The sequence below is a fragment of the Sphaerisporangium rufum genome, from assembly GCF_016863395.1.
Lineage (GTDB): Bacteria > Actinomycetota > Actinomycetes > Streptosporangiales > Streptosporangiaceae > Sphaerisporangium > Sphaerisporangium rufum.
Genome location: NZ_BOOU01000003.1, coordinates 120241 through 136247 on the forward strand (window position 1 = coordinate 120241; position 16007 = coordinate 136247).

Sequence of the window (16007 nt, forward strand, 5' to 3'; positions counted from 1 at the left end):
AATTCGCTGGCCGGACAATGCGGTCATTCCTAAAATGAGCGGCATGCCGCCCCTACCGGTGCTCGCGGTGTTCGCCGCCGCGTCGCTCGCCCTCATGATCGTCCCTGGCCCCGCCGTCTTCTACATCATCACGCGCAGCGTGGCGCAGGGAAGGGCCGCCGGGTTCCTGTCGGTGCTCGGCGTGCACGCCGGTTCGGCGGTGCACACGGTCGCCGCCGCGCTCGGGGTGAGCGCGCTGCTCGCCGCCTCGGCGACGGCGTTCACCGTGGTCAAGTACCTGGGCGCCGCCTACCTGCTCTGGCTCGGCGTGCGCAAGCTCTTCGGCGGATCCAAGGAGACCGCCGATCAGATCGCGCCGGTCTCCCGGTCCCGCCTGTTCGGGGAGGGCTTCGTGGTCAACGTGCTCAACCCCAAGACCGCGATCTTCTTCCTGGCCTTCCTGCCGCAGTTCGTCGACCCGGCCCGCGGCCCGGTCGCGCCGCAGATCCTGCTGCTCGGCCTGGTGTGGATCGTCCTCGGCATGGCCAGCGACGGAAGTTACGCCCTGCTGGCCGCCGCGCTGGCCGGCCGGCTGCGCCGCTCCCGCCGCGCGGCCCGCCGGCTGGACATCGCGAGCGGCCTCGTCTACCTCGGCCTCGGCGCCACCGCCGCCCTCACCGGCGACGCCCCACAGAAAACCTGATCAGGGTTCGGCCCGGCGCAGCGAAGATCAGCTCGACGGATCGGCCTCCCACAGCGCGGCCAACGGCAGGGCTCGCATTCGTTCCCCGAAGGGGAGGATCTGCCGCCCCGCATAGAGGACGAACCCGGCTATGAGCCGGTCGCCCAGCCGCCGGGCCAGATGTTGGAGGCCGCGGAAATCCTCGGCCCGAACGGTCTCCGCGGCTTTCACCTCGATCCCGACGATCTCCCCCGAGGCCCGTTCGAGTATGCCGTCGACCTCCATTCCGTCGCGGTCTCGATAGTGGTACAGCCGGGCCGGCTCCTCGGCCCAGGTGAGCTGCCTTTCGATCTCCCCCAGGGCGAAGTTCTCCACCAGAGGGCCGACCGGTGCGGTGACATCGGCCACTCGTCCAGGGGTGAGGCCGGCAAGATGCGCTCCCAGGCCGGAGTCCACCATGATGAGCTTCGGTGTGGCGACGGCCCGCGTGGTCGCGTTGGATGACCAGGCAGGGATCCGGTGAATTACATAAATCAGCTCAAGTAGATCGAGGTATCTTTTTATAGTGCTCCGGGCGATACCGAGATCGCTGCTGAGATTGTCGATTACCGCAAGGCCGCCCATCCGGCCGGCGAGGACGTTGAGCAGCCGGCGGATATCCGCCGGGCGCTCGATATCGGATACCTGTCGCACATCGCGGTGGACCAGGTCGGAAATGTACGATTCGAAGAATCGGGCACGCCTGCGGAACGTCGACCGGTGGACGGCTTCGGGATAGCCACCACGGATGGCCCGCTCGATGTAGTTCGCTCGGCGCAACGTAGACTGCGGGACCTTGAGGTCAGGACCATGCCGGAATACCGAGTCCACGAACCCGTCGGGCCGGCGATCGATCTCGCCTTGCGACAACGGCCACAACTCGATCGTCTCGGAGCGGCCGGGAAGAGAATCGGGAATGTCCCGCAGCCCGAGCAGCCGAGCGGAACCGGTGAGCAGATAGCGACCTGGACGCGGGTCCAGGTCGACCTCACGCTTGATGGACAGCAGCAGCTCGGGAACACGCTGGATCTCATCGATGAGCAGCAGCCCTTCGTGATGGACCACGCCGTCCGGATCCAGCCGGGCGGCCGCCCGTACCGCCGCCTCATCGAGGTACAACTCGCGAGCACCGGGCGTGGCGGTCGCGATCTCGTGCGCCAATGTGCTCTTCCCGACCTGGCGGGCGCCGTTGACGACCACGACCCGCGTGTCGGCCAGCGCTTCGCGAGTCATCTCCCGTGCCCGGCGCGGGTAGAGGGCGAGTTCGTCAACGTCCATAAGCTGGGATTCTACGGCCGCACGAACTGATCCGTGGTGGATCTGCCGGACGGGTCGTGGTGGATCTGCCGCAGGGGTCGTGGTGGATCTGCCGGACGCTTGGTGGTGGATCTGCCGGAGTGTTCATGGTGGATCTGCCGCAGCGGCTACGCGAATCCGCAGATATCACGATGACCCGCCGTGCGCTCCGATCACCCGATGAACCGGGTCCTCGACCGGCGGGCACCGGACGAGATGAAATATGGGTCCCCGCCCTCACTCGATGGTGGTGGCGGTGTGGCGGGCCCAGCGGTAGTCGGCCTTGCCGGCCGGCGTGCGGACCATCCGGTCGACGAAGGCATAGCTACGCGGCACCTTGTAGCCGGACAGGCGTTCCCGGCAGTGCGCGTCGAGTTCCTCGGCGGTGGGCCGGGTGCCGGGGCGGGGTTCGACGACGGCGGCGACCCGCTCGCCCCACCGCTCGTCGGGGACGCCGGTGACCACCGCGTCGAACACCGCCGGGTGCCCCTTGAGCACCGCCTCGACCTCCTCGGGGAAGACCTTCTCGCCGCCGGTGTTGACGCACTGCGAGCCGCGGCCGAACACCCGGATCGTCCCGTCCGCCTCCACCTGCGCGAGGTCGCCGGTGAGCAGCCACCGGGTGCCGCGCGCGTCGGTGACGAAGGTGGCGGCGGTCTTGTCCGGGTCGTTGTAGTACCCGAAGGCGATGTCGCCGCTCTTGGCGATGGTCCCCATCACCCCCGAGCCGGGGACGACCGGCTCCAGCGCGTCGTCCAGCACCGCGAGGGTCGCGGTGGCGTTGGGCTGGTACTTCAGCCCGGACTCCGGGGACGATCCGGCCACGGCGGAGGCGGTGTAGCCGGACTCGGTGGAGCCGAAGCTGTCCATGATCATCACATTGGGCAGCAGCTCCTGTAAGCGCTCGCGGACCGCGCCGCTCAGGATGGCCCCGGTCGAGCTGAGCACCATCAGCGACGACAGGTCGTAGCCGCCGGCGGCGATCTCCTCGGCGAGCGGCCGGGCCATCGCGTCACCGGTGAGGTTGACGCTGAGCACCTTCTCCCGCTCGACGGTGCGCAGCACGTCGGCGGGGTCGAACCTGCGGGTGTAGGCGACGGTGCCGCCCAGCCACCAGGTGATGAAGGTGCCCATCTGCGCGGCGCCGTGCATCAGCGGCGCGGCGGGCATCATGACGAACGGGCCGCCGGCCGCCGCCGTCTCGACGACCTGCCGCGGCTCCTTGTGCGGCTCGCCGTAGGGGTTGCCGCCGCCGAACGCCATGAACAGGTCCCGAGTGCGCCACATGACGCCCTTGGGCATGCCGGTGGTGCCGCCGGTGTAGATGATGTAGAGATCGTCGCCGGACCGCTCCGGCAGGCCGTCCCGCCCGGACGGCCGCCCGGCCACCGCCTGGTCGTACGGCACCGCGCCGGTCACCTTGGACGTGCCGCCGGTCACCACCAGGGTGGTCAGCTTCGGGCACTCCGGCGCGGTGGCGGCCACCCGCTCGTCGAACTCGGTGTCGTACAGCAGGGCCACGATGCCGGAGTCGGTGTACAGGTAGCGCAGCTCGGCGGCGACGTACCGGTAGTTCACGTTGACCGGCACCGCCCTGATCTTGAGGGTGGCGAGCAGCGCGGCCACGTACTCGACGCCGTTGTACAGCTGCATGCCGACGTGCTCGCCCGGCCGCACGCCGCGCTCGGTGAGGAAGTGCGCGAGCCGGTTGGCCTCGGCGTCCAGCTCGGCGTAGGTCAGCCGCCGGTCGCCGCACACCACCGCGGTCCGGTCGCCGATCGCGTCGGCCACGCCCTCGAACAGGTCGGCGTGGTTGAACTCCATCGGGCCCTCCTGGGGGAGCTACGGCCGGTCGCTGCCGACCATCCACATCGCGAAGAACTGCGCGCCACCGCCGTAAGCGTGGCCGAGGGCGCGCCGCGCGCCGTCCACCTGGTGCTCGCCGGCCAGCCCGCGCACCTGCTGCGCCGCCTCGGCGAACCGGATGAGCCCGGACGCGCCGATCGGGTTGGCGCTGAGCACGCCGCCGGAGGCGTTCCACGGGATGTCGCCGTCCAGCGCGGTGGCGCCGGCCTCGGTGAGCTTCCACCCCTCGCCGGCGCCGGCGAAACCCAGGTTCTCCAGCCACATCGGCTCGTACCAGGAGAACGGGACGTACACCTCGGCGACGTCGATCTCGCGGCGCGGGTCGGTGACGCCGGCCTGGCGGTAGACGTCGGCGGCGCAGTCCCGGCCGCCCCGCGGGTCCACCATGTCGCGGCCGGCCCGGAAGATCGGTTCCGAGCGCATCGCGGCGCCGTGCACCCAGGCGGGGGTGCCGGTCACCTTGTGCTCGGCGGCCAGCACCATCGCGCAGGCACCGTCGGAGGACGGGCAGGTCTCCAGGTAGCGGATCGGCTCCCACAGCATCGGCGTCGCCTCGACCAGCTCGCGGGTGATGCCGGGGATGCGCAGGTGCGCGTACGGGTTCTTCAGCGCGTTGCGCCGGTCCTTGACCGCCACCAGGGTGCCGATGTGATCAGGTGCGCCGGAGCGGCGGATGTACTCGCGGATGTGCGGGGCGAAGTAGCCGCCGGCCCCGACGACCAGCGAGGCGGTGAACGGCAGGTGGGTGGACAGCGCCCAGGTGGCGTTGGACTCCGACTGCTTCTCGAAGGCGACCACCAGCACCCGCTCGTGCACCCCGGACTGGATCAGTGAGGCGCCGACCAGCGCGGTGGAGCCGCCCACGCTGCCCGCGGTGTGCACCCGGGTCACCGGCTTGCCGGCCGCGCCGAGCGCGTCGGCCAGGTAGGCCTCGGGCATCATGACGCCCTCGAACAGGTCGGGGGCCTTGCCGAGCACCACCGCGTCGATGTCGCCGAACGTCAGCCCGGCGTCGTCCAGGGCGCGCAGCGCGGCCTCACGGACCAGGCCGGCGATCGACACGTCCCGGCGCCGGGTCTGGTACCTGGTCTGGCCGACCCCGATGACGGCGCAGCGTTCGCCCATGGTCAGGCCTCCATCACGGCGACGAGGTTCTGCTGGAGGCACGGCCCGGCGGCGGCGTGCCCGAGGACGCGGGTCGCGGTGCCGTCCATGACGCGCCGGGCGGCCTCGCCGATGCGGATCAGCCCGGTGGCCATCACGGGATTGGCGGCGAGCGGCCCGCCGGAGGGGTTGACCACCGTGTCCGGCGACAGGCCGAGGGCGTCGGCGAGGATGATCTCCTCGTGGCTGAACTGCGCGTGCAGCTCGGCCACGTCGAGGTGACCCTTGCCGGCCCCCGCCGCTCGTGCGGCGTCGGCGGCGGAGGCCGACCGGGCAAGATCTCGCATACCCAGGTAGTGCGGCTCTATGCGGTGCGCGATGCCCGAGATCCACGCGGGGCGTTCGGCCAGCTCCCGGGCCAGGTCACCGGCGGCCAGCACCACCGCCGCGGCGCCGTCGGTGATCGGCGCGATGTCGGACGGGCGCAGCGGCGCCACCTCGTACTCCTCCTCGCCCGGGTCGGGCAGGTCCAGCGCGCAGGGGTTGGCCCGGCCGGCGGCGCGGCTGCGGCGGACGATCTCGCGCAGCCGGGCCTCGTCCGCGCCGAGCGCGCTCGCCTGCAGCGCGGCGAACGACACCTGGTCCAGGCCGAGCGGCGCCAGGTAGTACGGGTCGAGCTGCAGGGTCATGATCTCCCGCAGGTCGCCCAGGCTGGACTTGCCGAAGCCGTACACCAGCGCGGTGTCCACGTCGCCGTGCTGCAGCCGCACCCACGCCTCATGCAGCGCCCACGCGGCGTCCATCTCCACGTGGCTCTCGGAGATGGGCGGCCAGGCGCCGACGGCGTCCAGCGCGGAGACGAACGAGAACGGCGCCCCGGCCAGGTAGTCGCAGCTGCCCGAGCAGGTGAACCCGAAGCGGGCCAGCCCGGTGCGCTCCTTGACCTCGCCGAGCACCGGCAGGAGCATCTCCGGCTCGCTCAGCCCTTCGTCGTGGCCGGTGTGCCGGGTCTGGGCGAAGGCGACCACCGCTACCTCACGCACGTGCGCTCCTCCCCATCACGACTCCGCGTCCACCGCTCGGCATCACAGCTCGGCGTCCGGCTCGCCGGTGGGCGCGAACCATCGGACGGCGGTCATCGACAGGGTGCGCTCCTCCGGCGGCAGCCAGACGGCCCGCACCCGCATGCCCTGGCGCACCTCGTGCGCCGGGACGTCGCCCAGCAGCGCGATCATCGGCACGTCCGCGCCGTCGAGCATGATGTAGGCCGACACGAACGGCACCTGCGGGGCGCGCGGGTCGGGCAGGTTGTTGATGGCGAACGTGGTGACGGTGCCGGTGTCCGGCAGCGTCACCTCCTCCTCGATGACCGAGCCGCACGCCGGGCAGGACGTGCGGTACGGCACGTACACCTTGTCGCACTCCGGGCAGCGCCCGCCGAGGAAGACGCCGTCGCGGACGCCTTCCAGGAAGCGGGCCAGCGACCGGCCGGGCCGCACCCGGTAGGCGGCGCGCACCGGCGCCGCCATGGTGGTGACCTCGGGGACGAAGCAGGCGATGTCGGTGACGTGCCCGGTGCGCTCGCCGTCCGGGCGCCACCGGGGCCGCACCCGCAGGCCCGGGCGCATCGCCTTCACCGTGCCGGCGTCCACGGCGTGTACCAGCGCGGTGTCGGCGCCGTCCAGCCGGACCAGCGCCCAGGCGAACGGCCGGTCCAGCGGGTGGCCGGGGCGCGGCGCGCTCACCCAGGCCCAGCTCTGCACGGTGCCGGCCGGCCCGACCTCGGGGAACTCCCCGGTGACCGGCTCGCCGGTGTCCGGGTCGTACTCCAGCGGCGGCACCAGCACCCGGCCGGACGCGGTGCGCACCCCGACGATCCGCCGGTCGCGCAGCTCGGTGAGGAAGCGCCCGATGACCGGCCCGGTGGTGCGGGTGTAGCCGCCGGGGAACTCCAGCACGTGCTCGGCGACCAGCGCGGCGGCGTCCGGCGAGGGATCAGATGGCACGGTCGTGGCCCTCCCAGTAGGGGTCGCGCAGCCGGCGTTTCAGCAGCTTGCCGTTAGGCTCGCGGGGCATCTCGTCGATGAAGTCGACCGTGCGCGGCCACTTCATCCGGGCCAGCCGCCCCTCCAGCGAGGCCAGCAGCTCGGCGGCCAGCTCCGGGCAGGGCGCGCAGCCGGCCGCGGGCTGCACGACGGCCTTTATCTGCTCGCCCCATTCCTCGTCGGGGACGCCGAAGACGGCGACGTCCGCCACCTTCGGGTGGACCATCAGCTCGTTCTCGATCTCGGCCGGGTAGATGTTCGTCCCGCCGGAGATGATCATATCGGCCTTGCGGTCGCAGAGGTAGAGAAAACCTTCCTCATCCAGGTAGCCGATGTCGCCGACGGTGAAGTGGTCGCGCAGCCGGCCGGCCGCGGTCTTGGCCGGGTCGCCCTTGTACTCGAACCGCTGGCCGGCCATCTTCATGTAGACGGTGCCCGGGGTGCCGGGCGGCACCGGTTCGCCGTCGTCGTCCACGACCAGCACCTCGCTGATCGGCCACGGGCGGCCGACCGTGCCGGGGTGCGCGCGCCAGTCCTGCGGGGTGGCGATGGTGCCGCCGCCCTCGGTGGCCGCGTAGTACTCGTAGACGCAGTCGCCCCACCAGTCGAGCATGGCCCGCTTGACCGGCACCGGGCAGGGCGCCGCCGCGTGGATCATCCAGCGCAGCGACGACAGGTCGTACTTGTGCCGCGTCTCCTCCGGCAGCGACAGCAGCCGCTTGAAGTGGGTGGGCACCAGGTGCGAGTTGGTGACGCGGTGCTCGGCGCACAGCCGCAGCATGTCCTCGGCGTCCCACCGGTCCATGTAGACCAGGGTGTGGCCCATCTGCAGGGCGGTGCCGCCGAACTGGGTGACCGCGGTGTGGTAGCTCGGCGAGGTGACCAGGTGGACGTTCGGCCGGCCGGGGGTGACGCCGAAGATGGCGAGCAGGAACGTCATGAGCTCGGCGGCGTCGTCGGGGTCCAGGCCGCTGAGCGGGCGGCGCACCCCCTTGGGCCGGCCGGTGGTGCCCGAGGTGTAGTGCATGGTGGCGCCGGCCGTCCGCCCGTCCGGCGGGCCGTCCGGCATGCCCTCGGTCAGCTCGGCCACCGGGCGGAACCCGGGCACCGCGCCGAACGCGAACCGCCGGTCGGGCGGCACCGCGTCCGCCGCCCGGGCCGCCTCGGCCGCGTATCGCTCGTGCGCGAAGAACGCCCGCGCCTCGCTGTCGGCCAGGATGTAGGCGATCTCCGGGCCGGTGAGGTGCCAGTTGACCGGGGTGTAGTACCAGCCGGCCTGCAGGGCGGCCAGGTAGAGCACCAGGCCGTCGGTGCCGTTCGGCACCAGCCCGCACAGCCCGTCGCCGGGCCGCAGGCCGAGGGCGCGCAGGCCGTGCACCACCCGGTTCGCCCGGGCGAGCAGCGCCCCGGCGGTATGCCGGGTGCCGTCCGGGTCGACGGCGGCGACCCAGCCGGGATCCGCCTGCGCGAGCCTCCAGAAACCGAGCGAGCCCATGCCGGAACTCCCTTGTCCGTCCCCGCCGTCGTGCCGACACGTCACCCCGGAACCCACCATGAAGGTAGAGCACGTTCTCGGTGCTCCGGCAAGGTCTGGCGGGATCGGGCGTGACGAACAAGAATCTGTTCTAGTTTCTTGCCGCAGACTAACCCGGCGCGCGTCCGGCGGACAAGCATGTGATCCGCGGGGCGCGCCCGCGCGAGGAAGGCCCGCCGGATGGATCTCCTGCCGATCAGCACCCCGCACTGCCGGGTGGAGCGGGACGGCCACATCGTGGTCGTCACGATGGACCGCCCGGAGGCGCGCAACGCGCTGTCCACCGACATGCTGGTCGGGCTGGCCGACGCCTGGGCGTACATATCCGCCGAGCCGGAGGTGCGGGTCGGCGTGCTGACCGGCGCCGGCGGGACGTTTTGCGCCGGCGCCGACCTGAAGGCGATGGGCGCGCCGTCGGCGGACCCGCGGGTGCGGGAGCGGGCGGCGGCGATCACCGACTACCACTGGAAGGGCCTGCTGCGCGACGTGGACGCGCTGCCCGCCAAGCCCATCGTCTGCGCGGTCGAGGGGTACGCGGTGGCCGGTGGCACCGAGCTGCTGGTCGGCACCGACCTGCGGGTGGCCGCCGAGTCGGCCACACTCGGCCTGTTCGAGGCGCGCCGCGCGCTGTTCCCCATGGGCGGCAGCGCGATCCGGCTGCCCCGGCAGATCCCGTACGCGTTCGCCATGGACGTGCTGCTCACCGGGCGGCCGATCACCGCCGCCGAGGCCCTGGCCATGGGCATGGTCAACCGGGTGGTCCCGGACGGGCAGGCGCTGGCCGCCGCGCTGGAGCTGGCCGGGCAGGTCGCGGCGTGCGGGCCGCTGGCCGTCCAGGCGATCCTGCGCGCCTACCGCGAGACCATCGGGCTGCCGGAGGCGGAGGCGCTCAAGGTCGCCGACGCGATCGGCTGGCCGGTGATCGGCTCGCAGGACGCCAAGGAGGGCGCCCGCGCCTTCCGCGACAAGCGCCCGCCCGTCTACCGCGGCGAATGACCAAGATCTGCAACCTTCCCAACAGGGTTCATGCGTTCTTCTCAAGATCTTGATGGCGGAATTGTCAACAGAAGGGCTGCGGAATTCACATCAGGACGGAACACGCTGGTGGACGAGGTACCCCGCAGGCTCCGGGCGCGCGTCGACCATGCCGTGAACACCTTCCCGGTGGTCGTGGCGACCGGGCCGCGCCAGGCGGGCTGAGCGCGGTCAGTCGCCGGTGAGGCGGTCCAGGCGCTCCACGGCTTCGACGTACTCCTGGACCAGGTCGAAGACGACGTCGCGTACCGACTTGACCTGGTTCATCGCCCCGATGATCTGGCCGGCGGGGAACGTCGCCAGCTCGCTCGCGTCCGAGCGGCCGATCCGGCGCAGCGCGTCGGAGATCAGCATGAACTGCAGCGGCATCGGCAGCGTGCCGGGCGAGTCGGCCGCCTCCCACGCCTCGGTCCACTCGTTGCGCAGCAGCCGGGCGGGCTTGCCGGTCCACGATCGGGAGCGGACGGTGTCCCGGGAGGTGGCGGCGAGGATCTTCTGCCGGGCGAGCTCGGGGGTGTCGGCCTCCTCGACGGTGAGCCACAGCGAGCCGGTCCACACGCCTTCGGCGCCCAGCGCCATGCCGGCGGCCATCTGCCGGCCCGAGCCGATGCCGCCGGCGGCCAGCACCGGCACGTCCACCGCGTCCACCACCTGCGGGATCAGCACCATGGTGGAGATGTCGCCGGTGTGCCCGCCCGCCTCGGTGCCCTGGGCCACCACCACGTCCACCCCGACCTCGACCTGCTTGACCGCGTGCCGCGGGGTGGAGGCGAGCGCCGCGACCTTGACGCCCTTGGCGTGCGCCAGCTCGACGACGTCGGCGGGCGGCGGGCCGAGCGCGTTGGCCAGCAGCGCGATGGGGTGCTTCAGCGCCGTCTCGACCTGGGGGCGGGCGGTGGCGTCGGTCCAGCCGAGCAGCACCCGGCCGGCGTCCGCGTCGCCGGACAGCGGCGGCACCCCATGCTCGGCGAGCAGGTTCTCCACGAACCGGCGGTGCCCGTCGGGGATCATGCCCTGCAGCCGGGCGACGAGGTCCTCGGGGGTGTCCACCCCGAGGTCGGCACCGGCGTAGGAGGCGGGCATGACCACGTCCACGCCGTACGGGCGGCCGTCGACGTGCTCGTCGATCCACCTCAGCTCGGTCTCGAGCTCGTCGGGGGTGAAATAGAGGGCGCCGAGGACGCCCATGCCCCCGGCGCGGCTCACCGCGGCGACGACGTCGCGGCAGTGGCTGAAGGCGAAAATGGGCAGCTCGATCCCGAACATGTCGGTGACACGTGTCCGCATGGCCTGAATCTACGATCAGCTCCGGGCTAACTGCAACGTGTTCTAGTAACGAGTTCTGGCAACCTACCAGCCGGTAACCGCAGCCGATGTCCGAAACCCGGCACGAAAGAACACGTTCCAGTCATCCGCCCAGCTCACCGGTACGGATGGCGGGGGCCCGGCGTTCAACATGATCCAACAAAGAACTGTAAACTTTCATGACATAACGGCATTGCGGGCATAACACAGGAGCCGTACCTTCCCGGTATGGATCTGGAGCTCCGTCACCTCAAGATCGTGCGCGCGGTCGCCGAGGCCGGGAGCGTCACCAAGGCGGCCACCCAGCTCGGGCTGGCCCAGCCATCGCTGACCGCGCAGCTCAAAAGGATCGAACGAACGCTCGGAGGCACCCTCTTCGAGCGGGACCGCAACGGCGCTCGCCCCACCCCCTTAGGCGAGCTCGTCCTCACCCGGGCGCTCGTGCTCCTGCCCGCCGTCCGGGAACTGCAGGAGGACGCCGTCCGGTTCGCCAACACCGATGAAGGGATCCCCGGATTCCGGATCGGCGCCACCCACGGCCCCATCCTCGGCGGGCTGGTCGCCCGGCTCACCGCCACCCGCCCCGGCACCCCGGTGAGCACCCGCACCTCCTGGTCGGCCCGTGAACTCACCACGATGGTGAGCGCCGGACGGCTGGACTTCACCCTGGTGGGCACCTGCGGGGACAGCCCGCCACCGGCCGCCGAGGCGATGACCTGGACCACCGTCGGCACCGACCCGGTGTTCGTCCTGCTGGCCCAGAGCCATCCGCTGGCCGGCGAGAAGGAACTGGACCTGGCCGCCCTGGCCACCGAGAGCTGGGCGGTCGCCCCCGGCGACGGCTGCTTCGCCGACTGCTTCGCCGGCGCCTGCGCGCGGGCGGGGTTCGTCCCCAAGTCCATCTTCGAGAGCGACGTCGGCACCGGCATGCACCTGGTGAAGGCCGGTCAGGCGGTCGCGCTCTGCCAGGCCACGTTCGAGCTGTCCGCGGACCTGGTGATGATGCCGATCGCCGGCGCGCCGCTGCGCTGGCGGCACGTACTCGGCTGGCACACCGACTCGCCCGCCGCCCGCACCGCGGGCCCGATCATCGACCTCGCCAGGCAGGCGCACGCCGACGCGGTGCGCCGCAGTTCCCGCTACGCCGACTGGCTGGCCGCCAACCCGCACTTCGGCCGGCTGCTCTGACGGTTCCGCGCGGCCTCCGTGAGCCCCGAGGCCACCCCCGACTCTCCGGCACGGCCCTTCCATAATCCGGCGATAGGGAGAAAACAGTAGCTCCGCGACCGGCGGTCGCCCGGCTACGGTGATCGCAACTCCCGGCGGACGGGAGGAAACGACCGCTCCACGGTGGCCACTCCGGGCCGCCGATCATGTCCACCACCGCTCAGGCGCGTCCGGGCCACCCTCCCCCCTTGGCCCGCGGCGAGCCGACGGACCCGAACGGGCGGCCCGCCACACACCCCCCGGCCGCCCGGCTCCGCCGCGCGGCGCCGCCGTCCCCCCGGACGGCGGCGCCGCCGTGCGTTGCCGCTCGATCACCGGCCGGCCAGGTGGCCCCATGCCGTCACGCGCCGTGCCGCCGGCGGTTCCCTTCAGGTCCGGACGACTTCCATAACGCCGCGATAGGGGCGAAACGATAGCTCCGCGCCTGACGTGAACGCGGTTACGGTGACGGCACCCCCCACACAAGGAGAGCCAATGCTCCGCAGACGCACGGTTACCGCCGGCTGCGCCCTGGTCATCACCGCCCTCACCGCCACCGCCGCCCCCGCGCTCGCCGACCGGGACGCGGCGGCGCCCGCCGCGGACCGGCCGGCCCCCGCGATGATCGACGCGATGAGCCGCGACCTCGGGATCACCAAGGAGCAGGCCGAGAGCCGGCTGCTCAACGAGGCCCGGCTGTCCGGTGTCGAGACCAAGGTGCGCGACAGCCTGGGCGACGCCTACGCGGGCTCCTGGCTCAGCGGGCCCACCTCCGCCACGCTGACCGTCGCGACCACCGACGCGGCCGCCGCCTCCTCGGTCAGCTCCCCCGGCGTGCAGACCAAGGTCGTCGGGCACAGCCTGGCCGCGCTGGAGTCCGCGAAGGCCGCGCTGGACGGGGCCAAGGCGCCCGCCTCCACCCCGGTCTGGTTCGTCGACGTGCGCACCAACAGCGTCGTCCTGCAGAGCTCGCAGCCGGCCGAGGCCGAGGCCTTCGCCGCCGCCGCCGGGGTGGACAAGTCCATGGTCCGGGTCGAGCAGACCAGCGAGCGGCCGCAGACGTTCTACGACCTGCGCGGCGGCGACGCCTACTACATCAACAACTCGGCCCGCTGCTCCATCGGCTTCTCGGTACGGCGCGGCTCCACCCCGGGCTTCGTCAGCGCCGGCCACTGCGGCCGGGCCGGCAGCACCACCACCGGCTACAACCGGGTGGCGCAGGGCACCTTCCAGGGCTCGTCGTTCCCGACCAACGACTACTCGTGGGTCGCGGTCAACAGCAGCTGGACCCCCCAGCCGTGGGTGCGCTCCGGCAGTAGCAACGTGATCGTGCGCGGCTCGTCGGTGGCCGGCGTCGGCTCCTCCATCTGCCGCTCCGGCTCCACCACCGGCTGGCACTGCGGTACCGTCCAGCAGCTGAACACCAGCGTCACCTACTCGCAGGGCACGGTCTACCAGGTGACCCGCACCAACGTCTGCGCCGAGCCCGGCGACTCCGGCGGCTCCTACATCTCCGGCAACCAGGCGCAGGGCGTCACCTCCGGCGGCTCCGGCAACTGCACCTACGGCGGCACCACCTTCTTCCAGCCGGTCAACGAGATCCTCTCGACCTACGGCCTGACCCTGGTCACCGGCTGACCCTCCCGGGCCGGCCCTGACCGGCTTCCATCGGCCGACCTCTCTCGGCCCGGCGCCGCCGTCCCACACTGGGACGGCGGCGCCTTTCGTCGTGCCCGCCTCCGGCACCACCGCCCTGGCCGCCCCGCGCCATCTCGAAGGTGTCCGTGTAACCCCGATTCACGGTGGACAGCTAACCCCGATGGGGTCATACTTCTGATGTAACCCGTAGCTAACCCCATCCACTCGAACGAGGTGCGGCGTGATGCCGAAGATCAACGTCTACCTGCCGGACGAGCTGGCCGAGGCGGTCAAGGAGGCCGGCGTGCCGGTGTCGGCCGTCTGCCAGCGAGCGCTGGAACTCGCCGTCCGCCGGGTCACCGCCATCCGGGAGACCACCCTCGGCGACCTGGCGGCCGACGACCCCACGGCCCGCCTCACCCACTTCACCGCCCGGGCGCGCGACGTCATCAAGCTGGCCGTCGACCAGGCCCGGACGGCCGGCGCCGGCCACGTCGGCACCGAGCACCTGCTGGGCGGCATGCTCGCCGAGGGCGGCAACCTGGCTCTCCAGGTGCTGCAGGCCCTGGAGATCGACCCCGCCCAGGTGACCCGCGGCCTGACCCGCACCCCGGCCCCCCAGCCCGCCGGCACCGTACCCCACGCCGGACCTGCCGGCCCTGCCGGCGCCTCTTCCCCGGAACCTGCCACCAAGCCCGCCACCGGACCCGGCGCCCCGGAATCCGCCACCCCCGGCGCCTCCGGAGCCCCCGGCCCTGGCGATGACACCGCGGGCGGCCGCCCTGGCGACTCTCCGGCCGCCGAGGAGACATCAGGCGCGACCGCGGGTGCGGAATCCGGGACGGCCCGGCACTTCGACGGCCCGGCCGCCGCCGCGCTGGAGCTGGCCGTCACCGAGGCCACCGCGCTCGGACACAACTACGTGGGCTGCGAGCACCTGCTGCTCGGCCTGGTCGCCGAGCCGGACGGCCGGGCCGGCCACGTGCTGCGCGCGCTCGGCGCCGAGCCGCGCCTCACCCGGCGGGCGGTGGCCGCCGCGCTGGCCGGCTACGTCCACCTCCGCGCCCAGACCGCGGCCGCCACGCCGCCCGTCCCGCCCCCGGCCGACCCCGGCACGCCCATGGGCGACGTCACCGGCGCCGCCCGGCCCGGCGGCGACCCCATGCGACTGCTCACCGCCGCGATCGACCGGCAGCTCAGGCCGCTGGTCGAGCGGATCGACCGGCTGGAGGCCCGCCTCACCCCGCCGTCCGAGAACTGACCGTGCGCACCACCCGGGGCGGCCGGCAGGCCGGCCGCCCCCTCCCCCTTCTCGTCGCCACCGCCTTCCTCACCACCTGGCTCTGGACCGCCGCCCCCACCACCACCGCCGCCCCCGCGTGCCCACCCCCGTCGAGCACCGGGATCCCTTGAGCATCGATCGAAGCGGCGGCGGCTGGAGTCATCAGGACCATCATCTCGCCGATCGCCCTGACCGTTTGCCGAAATGTGACTGCTACATTACGCTGCGCGACCATGACGATAGTCGCTTCGAAGCGTGACTACTCAGGCACGCTTCGGATGGATACACTTGCGAACAGGTCGCCCATCCTGGAGGCATGGAGTGACGGAGATCAACGTGAACATCGATCGCGAGGCACTTGCGGCGGCCGCAGACGTGCTGGGCACCGCCTCGGCACGAGAGACTGTGGACGCGGCACTGCTCGCCGTCGCCGAGCGGCAGCCGGGGGCCTCACCATCGCCATCGGACGCGGCTTTCGAGCACGCTTGGAATCGCCTGGCCGAGATCGCCGAGTCGGGAATCTGGGACTGGATGTCCGACAAGAGCGCGTACCGCGGCGGCCGCCGTGTTCCTGATCGACACGAGTGCGCTGTGGCGAATGATGCGCACACCGGCGGTTCGGAAGAGCTGGCATGATCAGGCGAAAGCCAAGATCATCCATCTCTGCCCGATCGTCGAGCTTGAGATGATTTTCGGTGTGAGATCCAGCCGCGAGTACCAGGAACTATCCCGGCTCTTCGACGAGATGTTCTGTTGGACCTTCATCCCCGATCGCGTCTACGATCGCGCAGCGCAGATACAGCAGTTATTGCTCGGTTCGGGCCGGCACCGCTGCGCGAGTCCGGTCGACCTGCTGGTCGCCGCGACCGCGGAGCTGAGAAACCTGACCGTCTCGCACTATGACCGCGACGTCGCCACCATCGCCGCAGTGACCGGGCAACCCGCCCAGTGGCTTGCGGCACCAGGTTCGTTGAACTGATCCCTGGCCCGGTCCTC

General features: G+C 71.9%; 14 protein-coding genes. 7 read left to right on the top strand and 7 right to left on the bottom strand.

The window, feature by feature from the left end; translation table 11 throughout:
* The first annotated feature begins 43 nt into the window (after nt 1–43).
* Nucleotides 44–682, top strand: a complete 639-nt coding sequence (locus Sru01_RS01425; RefSeq protein WP_203981957.1) for a LysE family translocator — start codon at nt 44–46, stop codon at nt 680–682.
* Between the two features lie 27 nt (nt 683–709).
* Here Sru01_RS01425 and Sru01_RS01430 read toward each other — a convergent pair whose 3' ends face one another.
* The 6 genes from Sru01_RS01430 to Sru01_RS01455 form a co-directional block, all read right to left on the bottom strand.
* Nucleotides 710–1978, bottom strand: coding sequence for an ATP-binding protein (locus Sru01_RS01430; protein ID WP_203981958.1), 1269 nt, complete (start codon nt 1976–1978; stop codon nt 710–712).
* Nucleotides 1979–2233: 255 nt separating this feature from the next.
* Nucleotides 2234–3820, bottom strand: coding sequence for an acyl-CoA synthetase (locus Sru01_RS01435; protein ID WP_203981959.1), 1587 nt, complete (start codon nt 3818–3820; stop codon nt 2234–2236).
* Between the two features lie 18 nt (nt 3821–3838).
* Nucleotides 3839–4987 (bottom strand): thiolase family protein, encoded by a 1149-nt coding sequence (locus tag Sru01_RS01440; RefSeq protein ID WP_203981960.1) that lies wholly within the window; start codon nt 4985–4987, stop codon nt 3839–3841.
* 2 nt (nt 4988–4989) lie between these two features.
* Nucleotides 4990–6009, bottom strand: coding sequence for a thiolase family protein (locus Sru01_RS01445; RefSeq protein WP_203981961.1), 1020 nt, complete (start codon nt 6007–6009; stop codon nt 4990–4992).
* Nucleotides 6010–6051: 42 nt separating this feature from the next.
* Nucleotides 6052–6972, bottom strand: coding sequence for a Zn-ribbon domain-containing OB-fold protein (locus tag Sru01_RS01450; protein ID WP_203981962.1), 921 nt, complete (start codon nt 6970–6972; stop codon nt 6052–6054).
* Nucleotides 6962–8506: an acyl-CoA synthetase gene (locus Sru01_RS01455; protein ID WP_203981963.1), complete on the bottom strand. Its 1545-nt coding sequence runs from the start codon at nt 8504–8506 to the stop codon at nt 6962–6964. Before Sru01_RS01455 ends, Sru01_RS01450 begins: the two co-directional genes overlap by 11 nt.
* Before the next feature lie 219 nt (nt 8507–8725).
* Between Sru01_RS01455 and Sru01_RS01460 the strand changes: the two genes are divergently transcribed.
* Nucleotides 8726–9541 carry a crotonase/enoyl-CoA hydratase family protein gene (locus Sru01_RS01460; protein WP_203981964.1) on the top strand — a complete coding sequence of 272 codons (816 nt, stop codon included), beginning with the start codon at nt 8726–8728 and terminating at the stop codon, nt 9539–9541.
* A 210-nt stretch (nt 9542–9751) separates the two neighbouring features.
* Here Sru01_RS01460 and Sru01_RS01465 read toward each other — a convergent pair whose 3' ends face one another.
* A complete protein-coding gene (locus Sru01_RS01465) occupies nt 9752–10867 on the bottom strand; it encodes an NAD(P)H-dependent flavin oxidoreductase (protein WP_203981965.1) in 1116 nt (371 codons plus the stop codon).
* A gap of 246 nt (nt 10868–11113) precedes the next feature.
* Between Sru01_RS01465 and Sru01_RS01470 the strand changes: the two genes are divergently transcribed.
* From Sru01_RS01470 to Sru01_RS01490, 5 genes are all read left to right on the top strand, one after another.
* On the top strand, nt 11114–12073 hold the full coding sequence (locus Sru01_RS01470) for a LysR family transcriptional regulator (protein ID WP_203981966.1): 960 nt from the start codon (nt 11114–11116) through the stop codon (nt 12071–12073).
* Nucleotides 12074–12586: 513 nt separating this feature from the next.
* Nucleotides 12587–13729, top strand: coding sequence for a S1 family peptidase (locus Sru01_RS01475; RefSeq protein ID WP_203981967.1), 1143 nt, complete (start codon nt 12587–12589; stop codon nt 13727–13729).
* A gap of 244 nt (nt 13730–13973) precedes the next feature.
* The gene (locus Sru01_RS01480; RefSeq protein ID WP_239136722.1) at nt 13974–14990 is read left to right on the top strand and encodes a Clp protease N-terminal domain-containing protein; all 1017 of its coding nucleotides are present in this window, start codon (nt 13974–13976) and stop codon (nt 14988–14990) included.
* A 342-nt stretch (nt 14991–15332) separates the two neighbouring features.
* The gene (locus tag Sru01_RS01485; RefSeq protein WP_203981968.1) at nt 15333–15647 is read left to right on the top strand and encodes a hypothetical protein; all 315 of its coding nucleotides are present in this window, start codon (nt 15333–15335) and stop codon (nt 15645–15647) included.
* The gene (locus tag Sru01_RS01490) at nt 15577–15990 is read left to right on the top strand and encodes a PIN domain nuclease (protein ID WP_203981969.1); all 414 of its coding nucleotides are present in this window, start codon (nt 15577–15579) and stop codon (nt 15988–15990) included. The genes Sru01_RS01485 and Sru01_RS01490 overlap by 71 nt, the downstream gene beginning before the upstream one ends.
* The last annotated feature ends 17 nt before the right edge of the window (nt 15991–16007 follow it).

Coding starts and splice junctions, on each gene's coding strand:
- Sru01_RS01425 (WP_203981957.1), top strand. CDS start 44: ATGCCGCCCCTACCGGTGCTCGCGGTGTTCGCCGCCGCGTCGCTCGCC.
- Sru01_RS01430 (WP_203981958.1), bottom strand. CDS start 1,978: ATGGACGTTGACGAACTCGCCCTCTACCCGCGCCGGGCACGGGAGATG.
- Sru01_RS01435 (WP_203981959.1), bottom strand. CDS start 3,820: ATGGAGTTCAACCACGCCGACCTGTTCGAGGGCGTGGCCGACGCGATC.
- Sru01_RS01440 (WP_203981960.1), bottom strand. CDS start 4,987: ATGGGCGAACGCTGCGCCGTCATCGGGGTCGGCCAGACCAGGTACCAG.
- Sru01_RS01455 (WP_203981963.1), bottom strand. CDS start 8,506: ATGGGCTCGCTCGGTTTCTGGAGGCTCGCGCAGGCGGATCCCGGCTGG.
- Sru01_RS01460 (WP_203981964.1), top strand. CDS start 8,726: ATGGATCTCCTGCCGATCAGCACCCCGCACTGCCGGGTGGAGCGGGAC.
- Sru01_RS01465 (WP_203981965.1), bottom strand. CDS start 10,867: ATGCGGACACGTGTCACCGACATGTTCGGGATCGAGCTGCCCATTTTC.
- Sru01_RS01470 (WP_203981966.1), top strand. CDS start 11,114: ATGGATCTGGAGCTCCGTCACCTCAAGATCGTGCGCGCGGTCGCCGAG.
- Sru01_RS01475 (WP_203981967.1), top strand. CDS start 12,587: ATGCTCCGCAGACGCACGGTTACCGCCGGCTGCGCCCTGGTCATCACC.
- Sru01_RS01480 (WP_239136722.1), top strand. CDS start 13,974: ATGCCGAAGATCAACGTCTACCTGCCGGACGAGCTGGCCGAGGCGGTC.